Here is a 19,883-nt window from a genome sequence, read left to right as displayed (position 1 = left end):
CGCGAAGCGGCTTAGGATTGAATGAATTGCCGGGCGGCGTTATCGGACGCTCGCGGTTCGCGCCGACGCCGCTCAACTGGCGATATTTTCCCGCGCCGCGATTTTCTCGACCAGCCTGTCGATCGCCGCTTCCATGGCGTTCGCGGTCTGGTCGCCGCTCTGGTTGGTGATGATGAATATGCCAAGATCGTATTTGGGCACGATGTAGATGTAGCACTGCGACCGCGGCACGCCGCCGTGGTGCGCGTAGTAAACGCCTTTCAAGCGGTCGTCGGTGACGATGTTCCAGAAGTAGCCGATGCTGAACCCGGAATCGAATTCGACGAGGGTCCGATGCGATTCCTTTACGACAGGGCCGTTGGCCAGCTGGAATTTCAGGTACTTCATCATGTCCGGGACGGTCGCCTTCACGTTCCCGGATGCGCCCCAAGGCAGCTGCGGCATCGGTGTGGTCGCCGCCGGGTTGTCGCTGTGGTAGCCGATCGCAAGCCGGTCCGCTTCGGCATCGCTCAGTCTGATGCGGATGCCCGTCATCGCCGCCGAATCGCGGAACGATCCACGCAGCAGCGACTCGTAGTCGCGCTTGTAGACCGTTTCGAGAATATGCGCCGTCAGTTCCGTGCCGGAGCTGGAGTAGGCGTACTTCTTTCCGGGCATCCGCGGAATCTCGACAGCGTGCAGATCCTTGAAGAAATCCGCCTTGCCGTAGTGCGCGTAGATGACATTGAGCTCGCCAGGCGTGCGCCGGTCGGTGAAGTCGGCGAGCACCGTATTCGCTCGCTCGGGCAACATATTGGGCAGGCCGCTGGTATGCGTCAGCAGGTGGCGGATGCGGATGGGCTCGCCGTTATACTGCAGATTCGGATAGGACTCGCTCAGATACATCCGGACGTCGTCGTCGAGGCTCAGCTTGCGTTCCAGGACGGCATTGGCCATCAGGGTTCCAGCAAGGGTCTTGCTCAACGAGCCGATTTCGTAAAGGGTCGCGTCGGTCGGAGGGCTCGGCTTCCCGGCGTGCATATCGCCGCGATGGCGGATGATTTCCTTTCCTCGGTACACGACCCCGATCGAGGTCGAGTGGAGCAGAGGCTGCTCGATCAGGCTGGCGGCGACTTCATCGATCTCGGTTTCCAGGTGTTTCGCCGGCGTGTCCGCGCGGTTGCAGCCTGCGATCGAGAAGGCTGCGGACAATATCAAGCAGCCAAGCCACGATCTGTTTCGAACCATCATCGAACTCGCTTGCATGCGTTGGCGCCGTGAGGGGACATGGAAAGGGCGCTCAATATAGCCGAGTACCAGAAAGATGATCGGACCGGGCGAGGTCTTCCGGGCGCAGCGCTGTGTCCCTGGCGAACTGTCGGCACTGCGGTGACGGCCGACGATGTCGCGCGCTCGGTGAGCATCAAGCCGCTTTGCGCTACATCCTCTCGATTCCTCAGCATCTTCGTCATTTCGGGCACGGAACCTGGCGCCATCTCCCTGCTTGGCGATATTCCTCCCAACTCCCCCTTGCTCACGCCTTGGGTCCAATAAGCTCTGGTTTCCGGAACGCGCGAGTGTGCTGGCCAATGAGTTGGCTACGCCGAGCCGCGAAGCGGCTTCGGCTTGAGCAGCTTGTTCATTGTGGCGAGCGGCCGGGGATCGTCGCCAAGAATCCAGAGCGAGTGCGGCGTCATCAACGATCACTGTGCTGCGCTCGCACCGCGACGATGGGCCCTGCCCCTTTGGTAAGCAAGAGGGCACTCAGGGGAGGGCACTTAAGCTCCGTGAGATTTCGTGCTTGCTCGTTAGATTCGGTGATCCAGACGGAGTCCGTCTACCCCGTCTCGGAACCGGATCCGGATGGACGGTATATCCACCGGAAGTTGTCCGTGAGCTGCGTCGGCAAGGGGCTTGGCCGGTCGACTCGCTTTTCTCGTTATCGCGTTGCTGCCCGTTTCAGGCCGGTTTGAATGCGGCGGATCGATCTGCAGGCCGGGGCGAGTCGCTCAGTTGGTTGTAGTCGATAAACGCTGGACTGCTCTACTCCCAGGTATATCAATACCTATGTACGATGCCAGTAATGGAGAAAACTCATGACAGTGAAGTCCGAAGACTTGTTCGTTGAGATCGAAGACGTGAAATTGTGCTATCGGGTTGAAGGCGACTCGTCGCACCCGCCCGTGCTTTTGATCATGGGCCTGAATTCCCAGCTGATTCATTGGCCGCAGCAACTCGTCGATAAGCTGAAAGAGAAGTATCGGGTCATCCGCTTCGACAACCGCGACAGCGGCCTGACCCGATGGCGGACCGGGCAGCCGCCCGCCGACGGATATAGCCTGGGTGACATGGCCGATGACGCCATCCAGTTGCTGGATCACCTTGGGATCGACAAGGCCGACATCGTTGGGGCTTCGATGGGCGGCATGATCGCGCAGCGACTGGCGATCAACTATCCCGCGCGAGCGCGCAGCCTGTGCTCAATCATGAGCACCACCGGCAATATCTGGGTCGGCTATGCGCAGCCCGGCGTCATCGCGGAGTTGATCAAGGAGCCGCCGTCCGACCCGGAAGGCGCGATCGATCATGTCGCGGCGCTATACGATCTTATCGGCTCGGATACTTATGCCGCCGAAGAGGCCCCTCGTCGCCGAGCGCTTGCCGAAGCGGCATATAAGCGTTCGCTCGATTCGAACGGTGGTCCGGCCCACGCCGGCGGCGGCGCCCGTCAAGTCGGCGCGATCTTGCTCGCAGGCGATCGCACGAAGGAACTCAATGCCCTGACCCTGCCGACGCTGGTCATCCACGGTAACGAGGACGCGCTCATCCACATTTCCGGCGGCAAGGCCACGCGCGATGCGATCCCCGGGGCCGTGTGGCTGGGAGATCCCGAGAAGGGTGTCGAGGGTATGGGGCACGACCTGCCGCAGCCGCTTCTCGACACGATCGCCGCCGGGATCGTCGCTCACATCAAATAGCGGTCGTTCGCGGGCTGGATTGACGACGAGCAACCCAGCGCGAAACAGGTACCGCCGTCAGCGCGATATTCAGAACTTATCCGAACTCTGCCGAGCCGCGAAGCGGCCTCGGCTTGAATGAAGTGTCAGGGCGCATCGCGGCAGCTTACGAAGGCGATCGCAACATCTTGCACGAGCTTGGGGGTCTGAGTTCCGACCGCTGCGCTGATTCTGGGATGCACCCCTGAATGCCAGGCAATGAATTCTTCGACCTGATTGCGTTCCTGAGCAGGCTGATTCGTCCGGGCCGCGGCGGTGGTGAGAAAATAGTGGCTGAAGTTAAGCCCGGCGCTTTCGATCTCTGCGGTCAACTGCTCGCGGTGATCGATGATATAGCGCCTGATCATGGCAAAAACATTGGCTGAGGCCAGCTGGTTTCCCCGCTGGATTTCCTCGAGAGTCAACGCCGACTTCTTGGCGGAGTCGAAGTGGTCGCGAACCAATGGCGTTATTCTTGAGTTGAGACAAGCCATCTCGCTCCGGGTCGCCGGTCGTTGCAGAAATGACTGCTGAAACGAAACGCCAATTCCAAGAACAGTGAATTCGGTTTCCAGGAGCGCTGCGTCTATCGCTTCAGTCGAAACCTCATCCTTCGCAGACGCCTGCGCCCCGCCAGCGATCAGCGCCGATGCGAGTACTGCGGTGATTAAAAACCCCATATGCCTTCCAATTGACACGTGTTTCCCCCGGTACGTTATGACACTGAATTCAGCCGAATGATAAAGCGGCTTCGGCACGAACGGATTGTTAGGCGCCGACTCCATACGAGTGCAAGAAGCCCGGCCAACCTTCTGGCTCAGCAGCGTGCCGTCGCGACGGCAGCTTTCCGGCGCGCTTCTGCGCAAGTTGCGGGAACGGCGGGGTCTGTCTCGCGATGCATTCGAGCCGTTGCTCGGCGCCAACTTGCAAGCGCTGTACAACTGGGAACAAACCGAGACCCGTCCTCGCCAGGAATTCCTGGACAAGATTGCGTTGATTCGTGGTCCGAGCAAGGCGCAGGTTCTGGAGTTGCTGGAGCGCCACGCTGCGCCGAGGCCGGGCAAGAAGGCCGTCCGGCAGCCGGCAGGTAAGAAGGTGTCTAGGCCAAAGGTGGCGTAAGTGCATAAGGAGATGGATCATCTCCTATCAGTGGGTGGCCCCAGCTCGGACGACGCCCGGCTGTGTCTCAACGTACACTCAGATAAGTCGTAAGAACAAGCAACTCCACAAGTGAATGGAATTGGGGAAATCAGGATGAAACCTCTTGCAAGTTTGGCTCTGATTGTTGTTTCGCTGCCCATGACGGCACTGGCTTGTCCCACCGGCATGGTGTACGACGGAAATGGATGTAGTCCGCCGTATGAATACACCGGCTGGGACATGCTTCGGGACCAACGCGCCGCAATCGATGCGATCGGTTCTGATCGAGATGCGCCAAACTACCCAACTTACACCCCTGAGAAGCTGGCAGAATTTGCGCGCATCGAAAAGGAAAGGCGGGAGGCAGAAGAGAAAGAGCGCGAGCAGCTTGCCAAGGGGTTATGGCATGTCGATTCGAAATCCACACCCGAAGGCAATTTATGTGCGGCAACGTTCGCCAAATATACGAGCGACAAGGATCGTTCGGAGGGCGGCCTGGTCACCATCATGGGCTTCCAGCAACCAAAACAGGAGGCGTGGTTGATTTTTCAGGGGGCTGAACTGCCCAAGCCGCGGAACGTGAAAAAAATGAAGATAACTCTTCAGCAGGACGACGAGCCAGCCCAGACTGTTGAGGTGTTCAATTACAAGAAGTCGAGAGACTTTGGGGCGGTTACGTTTGCCGTGCCAAGTCTAAAAGCGGCAGTGGATGGAATGCGTGATACGCAGAGATTCAAGTTATTGCTTGATGGCAAAACTGCGATGGCCATTCAGTGGACCAACGGCGCGAAACCTATCGATGAACTTAGAGCGTGTGCAAAGTAGTCCATATCTGAATGCGCTTTGCCGTCAGGCTGACTGAGCTTGGCTGTGCTGAATGTCATGCATGCAGTGGGTTTGTTGGAGTCGCTCCCGATTTCCGATTTCAAGGCTCGCCTGGAATCGATGGCTCAAGTTCCTGCCCTGTGTTTGGCGACATCGCTGACGAGGTGGCTTGATCGTTGCAATCCGCCGACGTGAGAAAGTTAACTGAAGGACGGCACGCTTTTCTCAGTGGCGATGGGCTGCGGACCAGTTCCGCCGGCTCACTACGGTGGTGCCAACGGCGAGCCGCGGAGCGACTTCGGCTTGAGTGCGCCACTTGGCTTCGCGAATTCATTCGTTTGGACCAGCGGCTCGTGCGCTGCGGTGGCGCACGTGGTTATTGAACGCTTACGACCAATTGCAGACATTGAGATTGGGGAGCCAAACAAGATTCGTCACCTGGCCCCGGCTTGCGTCGCCAGCGACGCAAGGATGCGTACGCGGCAGACCTCCAGGATCTCGTCCGCCAAGGCAGAGTCGTCCGGGCAGGCGCGCGACAGGATCACAGCGCCGACGGCGTGGGCGAAGGTATCGATCATCATGTGCCGATCGGCCTTGCGGCCGCCCGGTGCCGCGGCCTCGTCGCGCTGGAACGCCGCTAGGCTGCTTTCGATGCCTTCCGAAAACGTTGCTTTGATGTCCTGAGACTGGCGCGCGGCGTCACCGCCCAGCGCGGCCACTGTGCAGCCCGTGCCGAGGGCGTCGCGGTGCTCGCGCGACAGGTACTGCGCGACGAACTCGTACAAATCCAAGTCGACGCTGTCGGCTACACGCTGCGAAATGCCGCTGGCCGCCGCCTCGGCCATCAGGTCCGCCTTGGAGCGGAAGTGCTTGTAGAAGCCCCCGTGGGTGAAACCGGCGGCCGCCATCAGGTCGGCCACGCTCACGCCGTCGTAGCCGCGCTCCCTGAACAGGGCTGCGGCGGTCTCGACGATGTGCGCCCTGTTCTCTTGAACCTGTGCCTTGGTGACCTTCACGTCCGAACCTCACGTTGAAACGGGCGCTAGTGTCTCATTGATGATAGGCATAATCAAAATGTTGACATTTTAGATTATGGTCATCATCATAGTTCGAGCCGAGGCATCTCGGCCGCGATCACTCCCTTCCCGAACAACGCAGTGCCCGCTTCCAAGCCAAGGCGCGGCGCCACTGGCCCCCACGATCCGCCCACTGAGGCTAGAGACATGACTAAGCAAAATATCGGCGTCGCCGTAGTAACCGGCGCCTCTTCCGGCATCGGCCGCGCGACTGCTCAGGCGCTGGCCAAAGCCGGCTACCGCGTGTTCGGAACCAGTCGCAAGCCGGCGACCGGCTCGCCGGGGGTGAACATGCTGGTTTGCGACGTCACCGACGAGACTTCCGTGCAGGCGCTGATCGAGGAGGTGATGCGGCAAACGGGCCGGATCGACCTGGTGGTCAACAATGCCGGCATCGGCCTGCTGGGCGGCGCGGAGGAATCCTCGGTCGCACAGGTCCAGCGCCTGTTCGACGTCAACGTCTACGGCGTGGCGCGCGTCGTCAATGCCGTGTTGCCGGTGATGCGCAAACAACGCAGCGGACGGATCATCAACATGAGTTCCATCCTCGGCCTGATCCCCGCTCCGTTTAACGCCTACTACGCTTCCACCAAGCACGCTATCGAAGGCTATACGGAATCGCTGGATCACGAACTGCGCGCCTTCGGGGTTCGCGCCCTGCTCGTCGAGCCCGGTGTCACGCGCACCTCTTTCGAAGAAAACCTCACGCGCGCGGACCGCCCCCTGCCGGAATACGCCGACGAACGCCTACGCAGCGAAAATCTGATGCGCAAGTGGATGGAGCTGGGCGACCCGGCCGAGATCGTCGCCGATACCGTAGTCAAGGCGGCGACGGCCGCGAAACCGATGCTGCGCTACTCCGCCGGCAAGCAATCGCGTCAGGTACGAGCTCTGCGCCGCTTCATGCCGGAGCGCTTGGTCGACAATATGCTGCGCAAGGTCAACGAGTTCCGCTGATCGACGGCGCTCGACGCCCGGCGTATCGTTTCCAAATGCGGGCGCCGCGCATGCAGCGCCCGCTATCGGCCAAAAGCGAACATTCCCGCGCCTGAATTGAGCCGAGCCGCGAAGCGGCTTCGGCTTGGACCAATTGCAAGCTGCTACACGCCGGGACGACTGGCGTGTAGCATCCGATGAAAGCGGGACATTCGTCCTTCGTCGGTTGTCACGTGAGTTCGGGAATCTGACAGCTGATCGCAGTCAAATGGATCAGCAATCCACATCGCCCCAATCGCCAGGATATTGATACACCACCTGGCCCGTTACATCGAAGAGCTGCCCAGTGCAGGTGTTCAGCAGGTAAAGCATGACGTTACCTGTTCTGCCATCAATGCCGACCATCTTGATGACTCTGGCGTTCGGCGCAGGGATGTCGGTCAGGACCACAGTGTCCAATAGTCTTTCACGGGCGGCCGATAAATCCTCGTGGGAAAGCGTAGCGAAGTCACGGAACATTTGCGGTGTTCGTTCCCTTGGCTGGTCGGTAGCAGCCGACGTTCCGTAGGAAGCAATCAAAGCGGCAAGAATGCAAGCGCGCGAGGCGACGCGGAACGAGTTCAATCGCAAGCTGATCATTGGACATTCCCTTGTGGCGCTGACCGCGCTGACCTTACGCCAAGCGCGTAGCTAGGGATCGAAGCTATTACCCATGCGGAAGTCACGCCAGGGCCAAAGCGGGATCAAACCGGGTCGCTTTCTCAGTCCGCGCGGCGAATATCGGAAGTCCTGCGACGAGCGCCGAAGAAACGCGAGACAACTTTTCGATACCGTTAGGGCGCCTCGCAGATGCGAGAGCCCCTAATGATCTCGGTACCTGGTAAAGGGGGGCGGTCGCTCGCCGAACCGCAAAGCGGCTTCGGCCTGAATTTTAGCTCGGCCCAGGAACAGGTTTTTGAAAGCTACTTTGCCCCCTGGTTCAAGGCGAGGCGGGCAGGGTTGATCGTGCCGAGCCTTGCGGCGATGTAGGCCGCATTGAATCTTTACGCGCCAAGCCTGTCTTCCAGTCCGAGCCGTGAGCGAAGTATGGAAATTTCATTGTCGATCTCTGCCACGAGCCCATCGATTTCGCGAAATTCTTCCAGCTCCCGAACGGCTTCCAGCTTTTGAATAGCCAGTTTGAGATGGCGATCCATCTCATGGGCCGGCCAGATGTACACACGGCCCAGTTGCACCAGCACGAATGCGGCAGCGCGAATGACGTCCGGTTCGCTGTCGGAATCCCTGTTCAGAGCTTCCTCAACATGGGCGGCAAGACGAGTGCTGTCGAACAGATGTCCATACCAATCAGCGGCGACGTCGTTATCCTCCGCCGCCAAGCCCCAATCTCCCATGAGTTGCATCCTTGATGCCTAAAGCCTGAGTTTAGTCTAACCGTGAAGCGGCTTCGGCTTGAAGGAGCTACGCCAGCGCATGCCACTTCATTGCCCAATCGAATGCTGCCGTTTCATGCGAATAGAAAACTGCGACCGTCTCTCAGCGAAACCTACGACGCTCTGCCTATATCCAAGAACTGGCGCGTCCCTTCCAAAGCATTCGTTTGGCGTGGGCGGCTTACGCATGATGGTGCAATAGATGACGGATCTATGTCGGTTTTTGATCTCGGATTTCGAACTATATGAGTGATCCCCGCTGAAGCCGCAAGGCGTCGGTACGGCGAATCCGGGTCCGCAGCGATGGACCCGTCACTCATCCACATCATCGACATGGAGAGACACGATGAAATACACCGCATGTTTTTTCGCCGCTGCGTTGGCCGCTGTAACCCTCGCGGCGCCCGCGGCGGAGCCGCAGTCGCCGTGGGGGCCTTCGAACAACCCCATGAATGGAGCCGGCGTCGCCCATAACGCCTACCTCGGATGCATGCTGGCGCGCGATCCCACTGGCCAACGTTCGCCGCTGGAAGTGCTGGTGTACGACTGCGGCATGCCGGTGGAGGGCGCGCGCGACGCGTATGTGGCCCAAAACAAGGACTTCTTCAATCAGAGCCACTTCAATGCGGACAAGTCGCTGAGCGAGAACCTGGACCCCTATCGCAGCCGTTACAGTGCAGCGCAGTTCTCCTACATCCAGGGCATCGACCAGATCTTCGCGACCGCGGCCAGTCTGTCCGAGGTCGAGTCGAAGCTGGCCGCGCTGGAAGATCATGCGGTCGCCTCGCTGGCGCGTGGCCCGGCCGACCTGCAGATCCTCGGTGGGGTGAGCGTGACGCGCGCCTCGCTGCAGCAGTGGAAATCGCGGAAAAATCCCGCCAACGAAATGATCTTCGCCACTTCGTTCGGATAAAACGAGGCTCAAAGGGTCGCGGTCGCCGATGCGAATGGCTATCTCGCGGGCGCTAACTTGAATAACGGGCCGTTTAGCTTGACGGTGGGAATGGAAATGCAGATGTCGATCACCGAATCCTGGCGCGCCGCCCTGAACGCGGATTGGTAAGACCGCGACGGGCGGGCGGCGATGGATAAAGCTCTCGAAAACAAAGGTGGAGCCCCGCAGCCGGGGTTCCATCTTCGCAATGGATTTCGCTGCCGTGCGGCGTGCGTTCGGACGATGGCCATCGTATGCTCCGACGGTGTGGGGAGTGGCACGATTTGACAGACCAGTCGATCACAGGGGACGTGACCAGTTTGCTGCATGCATGTCGTGCCGGCGATGACGGCGCGCGCGAGGCGCTGTATCGGTTGGTCTACGACGAACTCAAGGCGATCGCTCTGCGCCATCTGGGCCAGCACAGGCGCCTGGCGCTTGATCCCACCGAACTGGTCAACGAAGCCGTGTTGCGCCTGCTCGAGGATCGGGTCGACGCGCAGAACCGGGCGCATTTCTTTCGCATCGCCGCGACGGCGATCCGCTGCACCTTGGTGGATCTGATCCGCCAGCGTCAAGCCGAGAAGCGCGGGGGCGGCGTGGTCATCACCTGGTTCGACATCGAACGCGAGTCGGCGCCGTCCGGGTTGTCGCCGGAGCAGCGTTGGCTTGAGATCGAGGACGCGCTGACCGTGCTGGACAAGCTTTATCCGCGCCCATGCCGGGTGTTGGAACTGGCATTCCTGATAGGGCTGAGCCAGCAGCAAATCGCCGAGGCGCTGTCGATCAATCTGCGCACGGTCGAACGCGACCTGCGCTTCGCCAAAACCTGGTTGCGCGGGCAGCTCAGCGAATGACACCGGAACAGCACGCGCGGGTCGAACATATCTTCCACGAGGCCTTGTTGCGGCCGGCGTCCAAGCGCCGAACCTTTTTGTCGGACAACGAACCCGACCTCGAGGTGCGTGCGGCGGCGCAGCACTTGCTCGATCTGGTCACCGAAGACGGCGCCGCTGCGCGGCCCAATCCGATCGTCGAGCGTCTCGCCGAGGCGCTCGCTCTGAATCCCGGCTTGAATCTTTCCCTGGGCTCGGCCCTGGATACGGCCTTGCAGCTCGATGGGCGTCAGGCTCCGGACCTGGCCGCGATCGAGCCCCTGATTGGCCCCTATCGCCCCCCCCCCACCACCACCCCCCCCCCCCCCCCCCCCCCCCCCCCCCCCCCCCCCCCCCCCCCCCCCCCCCCCCCCCCCCCCCCCCCCCCCCCCCCCCCCCCCCCCCCCCCCCCCCCCCCCCCCCCCCCCCCCCCCCCCGCCGGGTGTTCCTGATCGAGCGAGATGCCGGCGACGGCGTGCAGCGGCTCGCCTTGAAACTGCTCCACGTACAGCCCGGCCAGCTTGCGAGCCGACGCATGGCGCGCGAACGCGGCCTGCTGGCAAGCCTGGATCATCCCTGCATCGCGCGTTACATCGATGGCGGAATCGGTGCGAGCGGCCAGCCATACCTGCTGATGGACTACATCGAGGGCCAGTCGCTGCACGAGCATCTGGCGAGCGCGCCAGCCTCGCCGCGTCAGCGCCTGGAGCTGATGCTGGCGCTGTGCGATGCGGTGCAGCACGCGCATCAGCGGCTGGTGCTGCACCGCGACCTCAAGCCTTCCAACATCATGGTGCGAGCCGACGGCTCTCCCGTCCTGCTCGATTTCGGTATCGCCGTGGCGATGAGCGACGCGCAAATGGCGGCGCACACGGTAACCGTGGCGTTCACTCCCGGCTATGGCGCGCCCGAGCAACTGCGCGGCGAAAACGTCACCACCGCGACCGATGTATTCGGGCTCGGCGCCGTGCTGTTCGACTTGCTGACCGGTCGCAAGCTGTCGGATCTGCGTGGCCGCGATGCGCCGGTTCCGTCACCCAGCAGCCGGGTCGACGATCCGGCCCTGCGCAGTGCGCTGCGCGGGGATCTCGACCGGATCGTGCTTACCGCCTGCGCCGAGCTTCCCGGCGAACGCTATGCCACCGTCGCCGCGCTGGCCGACGATCTGCGGCGCTACCTGGAAGGCAAACCGGTGCTGGCGGCGGCAGGCGGCACGTCCTACCGGCTGCGCAAGTTCGTCGGCCGTCATCGCCTGGCAACCGCGGCCACGGCAGTGGCGCTGATCGGGGCCGGGCTGTTCGTGTGGCGTCTGGATATCGAACGCCAGCGAGCGCTGCATGCCGAACATGCCGCCCAGATCGCGCGCGCGCGGTCCGAGCGCGAGGCCAGCCGTGCGCAGGCCTCGCGCCTGCACGCCGAACGTGAGGCCGCGCATGCCGAAGCCTCGCGTCGCTATCTCGCCTCGGTGCTGATCCAGGCCTCGCCGGACAACGCGCGCGGTCAACCGTTGACCGCCTCGGGCCTGCTCTCGGGCGCGGCCGCCGCGTTGCAGGCCGATCGCGCGCAAGACCCGCAGACCCGCGCGATCGCCTGGCTCAGCATCGCCGAGGTCTACGCCGAATTGAACGACCCGCGCGCGGGTCTGCGCGCCGCGGACGCCGCGATGGCCTTGCTCGACCAGGGTGCGAAGTTCGATGCCGACCTGCGCGACCGGCAACTGAGCATTCGCGCGATTCTGCTGACCCTGCTGGATCAGCACCGCGAGGCGATGGCCGTGCAGCGGGAACAGATCGCGCTGCGCGAACGCGACGGCGCCGATCCGGTCGATCTGGCGAAGGCCTACAGCGATTTTGCCAACGCCGCGGCTCAGTCGGCGGATTACGCGAGCGCTCGCGATTACACCCAGCGTGCCTTGGCCGCGCTCGATCGTGCGGCGACGCCACAACCGGCGCTGCGCGCGCAGATGAGCCTGGGCCTGGTAGTGGTGGCGCTGCAGGCGCAGGATCTGGCGAGCGCGGATCGCTATCTGGGCGAAGCGCTGAGCTTGGCCAAGACCGCCTGGAAGCCCGACGACCCGCGTTGGTATCAGGCGCATATGGACGGCTCGCAACTGCGCCGGTTGCAGGGACGCCATCCCGAGTCGCTGCGCGAAGCGGAGCAGGCGCTGCGCATCGCTTATCTCGTTTACGGCGAGCGCAGCCGCTACACCCTGGAAGCGGAAAACTCCCTGGCGGTGCTGCTCAACAGCATGGGCCGGCCGCAAGCGGCGATCGAGCACTACGAACGCGCCTACGCGATAGGCGAACAGCTGGACCTTGACCCGACGCTGAGAGCCAAGCTGTGGACTAATCTGGGCGCGGTCTACGCAGAATCCACCGGCGACTACCGGCGCGCGATCGCGCTGGAAACCGCCGCGCTGGCGTTGATGCCAAACACCAACGACGAAGCCCATTTGAATACCGCACGCGCGAAAGCCTATGTGACGCGCGCGGTGGCTCATACCGAGTTGGGCCAGTTCGCCCGGGCCTATGCCGATCTGGACGCCGCGGATGCGGCCGCGCAGGCAATCAATGAGCCCATGACGCTATTGGGCATTAAGCTTCGCCGCTTGCGCACCCTGATCCGCGACCGGCGTCTGGAACCGGCGCAGCGCCTGCTGAGCCAAGCAATGCGCACGGTCGATACCGGGCCGAAGGCGATGCAGAACTTCAAACCTTCGTTGACCGTGTTGTCGGCCGAACTGGCGTCAGCGCGCGGCGAGCCGGAGCTGGCCGCCGAGCAGATCGCACAAGCCTTGGCCAGCGCCGGCGGCAACCCCGGTTACAGTCCGCTGATGATCGCCAACGCCCGATTGATCGCCGCGCAGATCGACGTGCGGCGCGGCCAACGCGACAGCGCGCGAGAATACCTGCGTCAAGCGGTTCCGGTGCTGCAGGCGCTGACGACGCCCGGCACGCCGCGTCGCAGCGAAGCCGAGGCGCTGCTGCGACAATTGTCGGACTAAGCGGCGGCTTTGGGCCTTGAATGAGCATCATCGCCACGCGCCGCCGCATGGATCTGTTGCGCAAGCCCGATCAGCGGGCTGTTTGATCCATTAGATAGGATGAGCCGAGCCGCGAAGCGGCTTCGCCTTGGTATTTCGAAGGCATGGCGTTTCAGCGGGCACGCCTTTGAAAGTGCGCTCTGACCCCTGTTTCTGCAAATGATTTGGCGCCTGAATTTCATCGAGCCGCGAAGCGGCTTCGGCTTGAGTGACTTATTAGGGCGCGACTACGACAGAGGCGCCTCGCATGAAGTAGTGCGGGGGTATGCCGGCAACCGCACAGTCATGGACGCTACAGTCTGATCCGCGAACGCCCTTAACGAACTCGAGCCTGCCGCTGGCGATGATCTGGGTGCCTGGATTGATCTCGCTAGGTACTTGAAACGGATCGAACAAATAGACGTACCAGCCTTTTGAACTGACGGCGTTGGCAAGCTTGCCAATTGCGTAGCTTCCCTTAAGTTCAACTTGATGCCCGACCCGTTTTGCTAATGGTCCATGAGGTTTGTCCTGGCCAACGGTCGAGCACGAGGTTAGGAGAAGGAACGAAAGCAGAAATGCTCTAGACATATTCCGAGCCTCATAGCGATCGAATTGGCCCGAGCCGCGAAGCGGCTTCGACTAGGGCGCATCTGGATCATCGCATCGAATCCGGGCCTTGCTGGCAGGGTCCTCGTAGAGCCCCGGCAGAATTCGGACCAGACCACCGTCACCGAGTTTATACAGGCTGAGCGCACCCGCGACTGCGCCTTCGTTATTCGAGTTCTCATCCTCTGCCTGGACCGCAACAACCGTATGCGGCCAGCCGAACTGGTCGACGCCCTGGAACTCGCGCCGCCCCGCGTGGGGGGCCTTCGACTCTTGGACGCACTCAGCAGGTGCTTGGGTAGTTTCGCCAACATGCGCCGTGGATGCTCTGGCAGGAAAACGATTCGTCAGCCAGACGATCAAGCCGATTACCGCGACGAGAACGCCCAGCCCCGAAAAGTTTTCGCCGATGAAGTCGTCTATCGGTCGGCCATAACCTCCGCCGGTGGACTGCGCCACTCCCTTGAACAGCGTAAACATGGCCAGGACGATCATGCCCATGCCACTGCAGACAAGGATTAGACCCACTTTCGAAGCTCGCATCGCGGCATTTCCCAGAAGTTACAGGGCCAAGGATGTTGACGAAGATCGGCTGCGGCTCCCCTGGGCGATGCCGATTTGAACGGGATCGCTTCGACTACCTCAAGCTTCGTCGCCAAAGTCAACTACGCTCGGGCCGAGCCGCGCAGCGGGCTTCGGCTCGTCTGTGCCTTGTCATCATGATGGATTGTGCAACGGACCACGAGCGGCCGCCCCCCCTGATGGACGACGGCCGCTCGGGTCGTAAGTAGACACTGGCGCCGATCCAGTCGCCCGGCCCGATCTCGGTGTCCGCTTTTGACTAAAAGCGAACCTTCCCTGGTGTTCGAATCGAGCAGAGCCGCGTAGCGACTTCGTCAACACTGAATGCACGGGCCGCAGTCGAGCCGATCTGCGTTCCGCCCGTGCGCTCAGGTCAATTTCGGCAGGAACATTCCACCAGCGATGCCTTGTCGTTCCAAGCGGAGCCGACATAGCGATAGCTCTTGCTGCTGCGGAAATGCGCGCCATATCCGCGCGGTGGGATACGGCTGCCATCGATATGTTCGCTCAAGGTGATGGTGCAGCCTTTGCGCACGCGGAACGACGAAATGTCATCGTTCCAGTTTGGTTGCCAGTCGATAGCGCAGTTGCTGTGAGAGCACGTTTGGTTGACGCCGGGATCCTCCAATCCCGCCAGGACTTCGCCGGCGGCGATGCTCCTGCGGGCGCCCCCGTAGTCGCGATGCTCGAAGACGGTACAGTCCTGGGCTGCCGATGGCAGCGCCGCCAAACCCAAACCGGTTGCGATGATTATCCTTAAGAAAATTGTCATGACCGCCTCCAATGCGGACTGTGAGGGAGAAGCCTCACAGACGGGCAAACGCGAGAGATCGGGGAGAGCGGCCTGACGGCCGAATCCAGCCTCGCCGCGAGACGGCGCAGGCTCGAAGAGACTATAAATCCGCGCTTTCGACTTGCATTCGCAGCGAGCGGCAACCCGGTGGTCTATGGCCGGCGTACCGCGCTTTATACGTCTCGATACGACTCGACCGTCCTCGGTCAGCCCGAAACCGTCAGCACCGGCAACCGTGCGCTCAGTACATCTCATCCGGTCTCGACAGCAGCCTCAGCGTGATGTTCTTGATGGCAGCCTTGCTGGCGTCGGTGGCGGTGACATTGCACAGGATCGCGACGCCGCAACGTGTGTCCGGGTCGAGATAGGCGGCGGTGAACACGCCCGGATCGCCGCCCCAGTGGTTGGCCAAGGTACGGTCGCCAAGCCGCGCCTGCATCCAGCCAAGCCCCTGGCCACTGAGCCACGTCGGCAGTTGGGCCGGCTGCCGCATCAGCAGCAGCTCCGCCATGCTCTGCGTCCGCAGCATGCGCGCGTCGGCAGTCGCGCCGCCGTTGGCCGCGGCGGCGACGTAGCGGGTGAGGTCGGCAATGGAACTGCGTAGCATCGAGCCGGGCCAATCGGGCGAGCCGATCGGCTGCAGGCGCACGTAGGCGCCGTCGGTCGTCAGGTATGGCGTCGCGCTGCGTGCGGCCGGGGTGGCGGCTAAGGTCCAGAAAGTGCTGGTCATGCCGAGCGGGGCGAACAACTCGCGACGGCTCAGTTCGCGCATGTCCTCGCCGCTCGCGCGTGCGGCCAATTCGCCGAGCACGGCGTAACCGACATTGCTGTAGCCCCAGGCCGCGCCGGGCGCCTGCGCGGAAAAACTGCCGTCAACCGAATACGCCTTGCCACCGGGCAATAAGCAATCGCGCAGGAAAGAGTGCAGGGACAGGTCGGCGTCGCGACCGGACCGACGGAAGTCGATGCGGTAGTAGTTCGCGTCGCTGATGCCGGAGGTGTGCATCAGCAATTGCCGTGCAGTGATGGCCGTGCGGCGATGACGCGGGTGGTGCAGCGGGAAATCCAGATGACGTGCGACCGGCTCATCCAGGTCCAATCGGCCTTGTTCGTGCAGCCATGCGATCGCGGTGGCGGTGACGGTCTTGGTAATCGAGGCAAGGTGGAACACCGTATCGGCGTCGACCGTGCGCCGCGACTCGATGTCGGCATAGCCGAACCCTCGAGCGAAACGTGTCACGCCATCGCGCGCGAATCCAACCGCTAGCCCCGGGATGCGTGCCTGGCGCATCTGTTCGAGCACGAATGCGTTGAATTCGCGCGAGGCCGAGTCGGGCGGGGATGGGCCAGTGGTTAGGCCGAAGGCCGGCGCGGAAGCCAGCGCAAGCCCGGCGGCGAGGAAGCGCCGTCGGCCGGGTAAGGCGTCGTGACTTTTGTTCATGCTCATGTCCACCAGCTCATTGAACGACCGGCTTGCAGGATATCCGTAGGTGCCTACATAATGTCAAGTGAGCGAAGTCAGGAGAACGTTGATGGACTACCCGAGAAGCCTGGGCGGGGCGGCGATAGGCGCTCGTCTGCGGCGTCTGGCCGACCGCATAGACGGCGACGTGGCGCGGATCTACGCCGCAGCCGGTCTTGAGTTCGAGCAGCGCTGGTTCGGTGTCTTGAACCAACTGGCCTTGAACGGCCCGGCCACGGTCGGTGAGCTCGCGGCCACTCTGGGCATCACCCATGCCTCGATCAGCCAAACTCGCAGCTCGCTAGAGAAGGCCGGCCTGGTGCAGTCACAGACCGATCCCGACGATGCGCGCCGCAGGCCAATGCAGCTGACTCGCAAGGGGCGGCAACTGGTCGAGCGGCTGACACCGCTGTGGCAGATGCTGGAGCAGGCGGGATTGCAAATTGTGGCGGAGGTCGATGGTCTGATCGAGTCGCTGGACCGGCTCGACGATGTGCTGAGCCGACAGTCGCTGTTCGAGCGCGTCATCGAGTCCGCACCAGAACTGACCACGCTTGGACTTGAGCGCGGACGCAAGACCCGCTGATCATCCCGAAAAAAATCGAGACATGGCACCTAGTGGCTAATTGTCAGATGGCGCCATCTTCGTCCCTGCTTACGGCGTAATTTACAGGCCGCCAACGAGCTCAACCTGCTACATCGACGGAGAATACATACTGAACCTGTCGCCCGAGTAATCTGCGGGCTGACCCTGGCTTAGCTGCCTTCAAAAGCCACCGCTGCGATCGTATCGCCCGCAGGCGCGGCGGTATCGTGGATATGCGCCTGCAAGCCCCGTCCCACGGATCGAGAGAAATCGCTTCCCGTTCCGGGCATATGCCGGTCGCTAGACTTCCCCCGCCTGCCGCCGCGCTCAACGGACACCGGCTATCCGCAAGCGGGATGATGATCAACGCAGGCATATGTTCCTACGTGTGAAAAAAACAGTTTGAAGTCGAGAGCCGTAGGCGCGTCAAATTTCGCGATCAACTCCGGCGGAGGTCGAGCCGAGCAGCGAAGCGGCTTCGGCATGGTATTTCGACGGCTATAGCGTTTCAGGGGCGGGCCCTTGAAAGTGCACTCTGCCCCCTGTTTCTCTGGGGTTCTGACTGGCCGCCCGTAGTCACTGCAGCACCAGGGCGACGCGCATGACTACGTAGCCGAAGACCATCATGCCCGTGCTGGCGCGTCCATCATCGCTCTCCAGCGAAGAAAATAAGCGTGGACGCCCAACAGCGAAGATCAACACGCCGATCATCTGGGTCATGGTCATGATCCGGAACAGCCAGTCGTCGGTGTCGTACGCCGCCGAGAACCAGGAAAAGTTCACCCATGCCCAGCAAATGCCGAAGCTGGTCAAGCCGAAGCCGATCAGCGCTGTGGAGTAGTGCCCCTCGGCCAACGCATGCGCGAACTGCGAAGCGGCAAAGCCGAAGCTAATGACGAAGGTCAGGTCGAACAGCAGTTCCAGCGGCGTCGCGACCCGGTGCGCTTCGTGGGGGTCGCGTCCGCCCATGCGCCGCACGTGGTGGTGGAGGCTTTTGGGGTCCGATGAGTGGTTCATCAACGAAGTCCACCCATATCCATTCGATTCGCGGGGTTCCGGCGTTGACGGTCGCAGAACGCACCCGGCGGCGCGAAGACCAACCTATCAGCAACCGCCGACGACGGCCTTGGTTTCCAGATACTCCTCAAGGCCCGCCAGGCCCCAGATGCGTCCATTGCCGGACTGCTTGTAGCCGCCGAAGGGCGCATGAAAATCGGGTCCTTTGCCATTGAGCATCACCTGCCCGGCCCGCAACCGGCTCGCGACCGCCTGAACGACGGCTTGGTCGCCGCCGTCGACGTAGGCGGCCAAGCCATAAGGCGTGTCGTTGGCAATCGCGATGGCCTCCTCGACCGTGTCGTAAGCGATTAGCGACATGACCGGGCCGAAGATTTCCTGGCGCGCAATGGACATGTCATTGCGGACGTCGGTGAAGACGGTCGGACGCTCGAACCAGCCGTCATTCAGCCCTTCGGGGCGCCCCGGTCCGCCGGTCAGCAGTGTCGCGCCTTCGTCGATACCCGCCTGGATGTGCTTCTGCACCGTATTCCATTGCGCTTCATTGGCGGCCGGCCCCATGAAGACATCGGTCAGAGGATCGCCGACGAGGATGGCTTCTGCGGCCGTGCGGATCAACGCTTCCAGCTCGGCCTTATGCACGCGCGGGATCAGCGTGCGCGTCGGCGCGGCGCAGGTCTGCCCGCTGTTACGCATGACTTTGGCGACCGCGCTTTGCGCCGCGGCCTGCAGATCGGCGTCGGGCAGGATGATGTGCGGCGACTTGCCACCCAGTTCCAGGCTGACGCGCTTGATTGTATCGGCCGCATTCTTCTGTACTTCGATGCCGACAGCGGTCGATCCGGTAAAGGCGATCATGTCGACATGGGGATGGCGACTGAGCGACGTACCGATCACCGATCCGCGACCGTTGACTAAATTGAACACGCCCTTCGGCACGCCGGCTTCGTGCAGGATCTCCGCCAGCACCTGATTGGTGTAGGGCGTTCCGGGCTTCAAGATCATGGTGCAGCCGGCTGCGAGCGCGGGCGCGATCTTTTCGGCCGATTGGAGCGCGGGATAATTCCACGGCGGGATCATTCCGACCACGCCGATGGGATCCTTGACGATCCGCGTGCCGCCCTGATCCTCTGCAAAGGGGTAAGTCTCGATCGCTTTGGCGAGAAGGCGGAATTGTCCGGCGCCCACTTGCACGATCGTGCGGGCGTAGGCGACGGGCGTGCCGATATCCGCCGTGACAGCCCGCGCCATGTCTTCCGCGCGTGCTTCATGACCATCGGCGATGCGGTTCAGCAGGGCAGAGCGTTCTTCCAGGCTGGTTTGCGAATAGCTCGCAAAAGCCTGTCGCGCCGCCGCGACCGCGCGATCCACATCCTCTCCCGTGCTGAGCGCCAACCGCCCCGATACCGATCCCGTTGCGGGATTGACGATCTCCTGCGTGGCGTCACTTGATGGGGCGACCCAAGCGTGGTCGATGTAATTCTTGAGAATGTCGCGCATCGCCGTTCCTTCTTGAGCCGGAGGGGGCTTCGGAAATTGATCGTCTATAGAAGCTTGAGCTTCTCCGCGTCCGGTCCTAGTCGGTCGCGAACGGCGCCTCTGCGCCACGGCAGCGAAC

At 62.2% G+C, this 19,883-nt stretch carries 19 protein-coding genes; 9 read left to right on the top strand and 10 right to left on the bottom strand.

Going from position 1 to position 19,883, the window contains the following annotated elements; translation table 11 throughout:
• Nucleotides 1-72: 72 nt before the first annotated feature.
• On the bottom strand, nt 73-1,191 hold the full coding sequence (locus KME82_RS24985; protein WP_252255529.1) for a serine hydrolase domain-containing protein: 1,119 nt from the start codon (nt 1,189-1,191) through the stop codon (nt 73-75).
• Between the two features lie 884 nt (nt 1,192-2,075).
• Between KME82_RS24985 and KME82_RS24980 the strand changes: the two genes are divergently transcribed.
• A complete protein-coding gene (locus KME82_RS24980; protein WP_215496427.1) occupies nt 2,076-2,957 on the top strand; it encodes an alpha/beta fold hydrolase in 882 nt (293 codons plus the stop codon).
• 125 nt (nt 2,958-3,082) lie between these two features.
• Here the strand turns inward: KME82_RS24980 and KME82_RS24975 are convergent, their stop codons facing one another.
• The gene (locus KME82_RS24975) at nt 3,083-3,655 is read right to left on the bottom strand and encodes a hypothetical protein (RefSeq protein ID WP_215496426.1); all 573 of its coding nucleotides are present in this window, start codon (nt 3,653-3,655) and stop codon (nt 3,083-3,085) included.
• Between the two features lie 109 nt (nt 3,656-3,764).
• Between KME82_RS24975 and KME82_RS24970 the strand changes: the two genes are divergently transcribed.
• Together KME82_RS24970 and KME82_RS24965 are read left to right on the top strand one after the other, a co-directional pair.
• Nucleotides 3,765-4,094: a helix-turn-helix domain-containing protein gene (locus KME82_RS24970; protein WP_215496425.1), complete on the top strand. Its 330-nt coding sequence runs from the start codon at nt 3,765-3,767 to the stop codon at nt 4,092-4,094.
• Between the two features lie 135 nt (nt 4,095-4,229).
• On the top strand, nt 4,230-4,940 hold the full coding sequence (locus KME82_RS24965) for a hypothetical protein (protein ID WP_215496424.1): 711 nt from the start codon (nt 4,230-4,232) through the stop codon (nt 4,938-4,940).
• 434 nt (nt 4,941-5,374) lie between these two features.
• On the opposite strand, the gene KME82_RS24960 is transcribed toward KME82_RS24965, so the two are convergent.
• Nucleotides 5,375-5,956, bottom strand: coding sequence for a TetR family transcriptional regulator (locus tag KME82_RS24960; protein WP_215496423.1), 582 nt, complete (start codon nt 5,954-5,956; stop codon nt 5,375-5,377).
• A 207-nt stretch (nt 5,957-6,163) separates the two neighbouring features.
• Between KME82_RS24960 and KME82_RS24955 the strand changes: the two genes are divergently transcribed.
• A complete protein-coding gene (locus KME82_RS24955) occupies nt 6,164-6,973 on the top strand; it encodes an oxidoreductase (protein WP_215496422.1) in 810 nt (269 codons plus the stop codon).
• A gap of 252 nt (nt 6,974-7,225) precedes the next feature.
• Here the strand turns inward: KME82_RS24955 and KME82_RS24950 are convergent, their stop codons facing one another.
• On the bottom strand, nt 7,226-7,591 hold the full coding sequence (locus KME82_RS24950; RefSeq protein WP_215496421.1) for a hypothetical protein: 366 nt from the start codon (nt 7,589-7,591) through the stop codon (nt 7,226-7,228).
• Nucleotides 7,592-7,816: 225 nt separating this feature from the next.
• Between KME82_RS24950 and KME82_RS24945 the strand changes: the two genes are divergently transcribed.
• On the top strand, nt 7,817-7,981 hold the full coding sequence (locus KME82_RS24945; protein ID WP_215496420.1) for a hypothetical protein: 165 nt from the start codon (nt 7,817-7,819) through the stop codon (nt 7,979-7,981).
• Between the two features lie 14 nt (nt 7,982-7,995).
• Here KME82_RS24945 and KME82_RS24940 read toward each other — a convergent pair whose 3' ends face one another.
• Nucleotides 7,996-8,346, bottom strand: coding sequence for a hypothetical protein (locus tag KME82_RS24940; RefSeq protein WP_215496419.1), 351 nt, complete (start codon nt 8,344-8,346; stop codon nt 7,996-7,998).
• A 385-nt stretch (nt 8,347-8,731) separates the two neighbouring features.
• On the opposite strand from KME82_RS24940, the gene KME82_RS24935 reads away from it, so the two are divergent.
• The 3 genes from KME82_RS24935 to KME82_RS24925 all read left to right on the top strand — a co-directional run bounded on the left by KME82_RS24935 (nt 8,732) and on the right by KME82_RS24925 (nt 13,198).
• A complete protein-coding gene (locus KME82_RS24935) occupies nt 8,732-9,298 on the top strand; it encodes a hypothetical protein (RefSeq protein WP_215496418.1) in 567 nt (188 codons plus the stop codon).
• Nucleotides 9,299-9,549: 251 nt separating this feature from the next.
• Entirely contained in the window at nt 9,550-10,176 is a 627-nt protein-coding gene (locus KME82_RS24930) for an ECF-type sigma factor (RefSeq protein ID WP_215496417.1), read from the top strand.
• A 460-nt stretch (nt 10,177-10,636) separates the two neighbouring features.
• Nucleotides 10,637-13,198 carry a serine/threonine-protein kinase gene (locus KME82_RS24925; RefSeq protein ID WP_345777958.1) on the top strand — a complete coding sequence of 854 codons (2,562 nt, stop codon included), beginning with the start codon at nt 10,637-10,639 and terminating at the stop codon, nt 13,196-13,198.
• 660 nt (nt 13,199-13,858) lie between these two features.
• Here the strand turns inward: KME82_RS24925 and KME82_RS24920 are convergent.
• From KME82_RS24920 to KME82_RS24910, 3 genes are all read right to left on the bottom strand, one after another.
• Nucleotides 13,859-14,320, bottom strand: coding sequence for a hypothetical protein (locus KME82_RS24920; protein WP_215496415.1), 462 nt, complete (start codon nt 14,318-14,320; stop codon nt 13,859-13,861).
• A 460-nt stretch (nt 14,321-14,780) separates the two neighbouring features.
• Entirely contained in the window at nt 14,781-15,179 is a 399-nt protein-coding gene (locus KME82_RS24915) for a hypothetical protein (protein ID WP_215496414.1), read from the bottom strand.
• 262 nt (nt 15,180-15,441) lie between these two features.
• A complete protein-coding gene (locus KME82_RS24910; protein WP_215496413.1) occupies nt 15,442-16,647 on the bottom strand; it encodes a serine hydrolase domain-containing protein in 1,206 nt (401 codons plus the stop codon).
• 85 nt (nt 16,648-16,732) lie between these two features.
• Here KME82_RS24910 and KME82_RS24905 point away from each other — a divergent pair, with 85 nt between their 5' ends.
• Nucleotides 16,733-17,248: a MarR family winged helix-turn-helix transcriptional regulator gene (locus KME82_RS24905; RefSeq protein WP_252255526.1), complete on the top strand. Its 516-nt coding sequence runs from the start codon at nt 16,733-16,735 to the stop codon at nt 17,246-17,248.
• Nucleotides 17,249-17,824: 576 nt separating this feature from the next.
• Here the strand turns inward: KME82_RS24905 and KME82_RS24900 are convergent.
• Entirely contained in the window at nt 17,825-18,265 is a 441-nt protein-coding gene (locus KME82_RS24900) for a low temperature requirement protein A (RefSeq protein WP_215496412.1), read from the bottom strand.
• An 87-nt stretch (nt 18,266-18,352) separates the two neighbouring features.
• On the bottom strand, nt 18,353-19,765 hold the full coding sequence (locus KME82_RS24895) for an aldehyde dehydrogenase family protein (protein WP_215496411.1): 1,413 nt from the start codon (nt 19,763-19,765) through the stop codon (nt 18,353-18,355).
• Nucleotides 19,766-19,883 lie beyond the last annotated feature (118 nt).

It is taken from the genome of Lysobacter capsici, from assembly GCF_018732085.1.
GTDB classification, from domain to species: Bacteria; Pseudomonadota; Gammaproteobacteria; order Xanthomonadales; family Xanthomonadaceae; genus Lysobacter; species Lysobacter capsici_A.
Note: the sequence above shows the minus strand (reverse complement) of the source record. Positions and strands in the feature narration are given on the sequence as shown.

What these genes read in the sequence shown, in the direction of transcription:
- KME82_RS24975 (WP_215496426.1), bottom strand. Translation starts at nt 3,655, where the DNA reads ATGGGGTTTTTAATCACCGCAGTACTCGCATCGGCGCTGATCGCTGGC.
- KME82_RS24920 (WP_215496415.1), bottom strand. Translation starts at nt 14,320, where the DNA reads ATGATCGTCCTGGCCATGTTTACGCTGTTCAAGGGAGTGGCGCAGTCC.
- KME82_RS24900 (WP_215496412.1), bottom strand. Translation starts at nt 18,265, where the DNA reads ATGAACCACTCATCGGACCCCAAAAGCCTCCACCACCACGTGCGGCGC.
- KME82_RS24950 (WP_215496421.1), bottom strand. Translation starts at nt 7,591, where the DNA reads ATGATCAGCTTGCGATTGAACTCGTTCCGCGTCGCCTCGCGCGCTTGC.
- KME82_RS24945 (WP_215496420.1), top strand. Translation starts at nt 7,817, where the DNA reads ATGATCTCGGTACCTGGTAAAGGGGGGCGGTCGCTCGCCGAACCGCAA.
- KME82_RS24980 (WP_215496427.1), top strand. Translation starts at nt 2,076, where the DNA reads ATGACAGTGAAGTCCGAAGACTTGTTCGTTGAGATCGAAGACGTGAAA.
- KME82_RS24910 (WP_215496413.1), bottom strand. Translation starts at nt 16,647, where the DNA reads ATGAGCATGAACAAAAGTCACGACGCCTTACCCGGCCGACGGCGCTTC.
- KME82_RS24905 (WP_252255526.1), top strand. Translation starts at nt 16,733, where the DNA reads ATGGACTACCCGAGAAGCCTGGGCGGGGCGGCGATAGGCGCTCGTCTG.
- KME82_RS24915 (WP_215496414.1), bottom strand. Translation starts at nt 15,179, where the DNA reads ATGACAATTTTCTTAAGGATAATCATCGCAACCGGTTTGGGTTTGGCG.
- KME82_RS24935 (WP_215496418.1), top strand. Translation starts at nt 8,732, where the DNA reads ATGAAATACACCGCATGTTTTTTCGCCGCTGCGTTGGCCGCTGTAACC.
- KME82_RS24940 (WP_215496419.1), bottom strand. Translation starts at nt 8,346, where the DNA reads ATGGGAGATTGGGGCTTGGCGGCGGAGGATAACGACGTCGCCGCTGAT.
- KME82_RS24955 (WP_215496422.1), top strand. Translation starts at nt 6,164, where the DNA reads ATGACTAAGCAAAATATCGGCGTCGCCGTAGTAACCGGCGCCTCTTCC.
- KME82_RS24895 (WP_215496411.1), bottom strand. Translation starts at nt 19,765, where the DNA reads ATGCGCGACATTCTCAAGAATTACATCGACCACGCTTGGGTCGCCCCA.
- KME82_RS24965 (WP_215496424.1), top strand. Translation starts at nt 4,230, where the DNA reads ATGAAACCTCTTGCAAGTTTGGCTCTGATTGTTGTTTCGCTGCCCATG.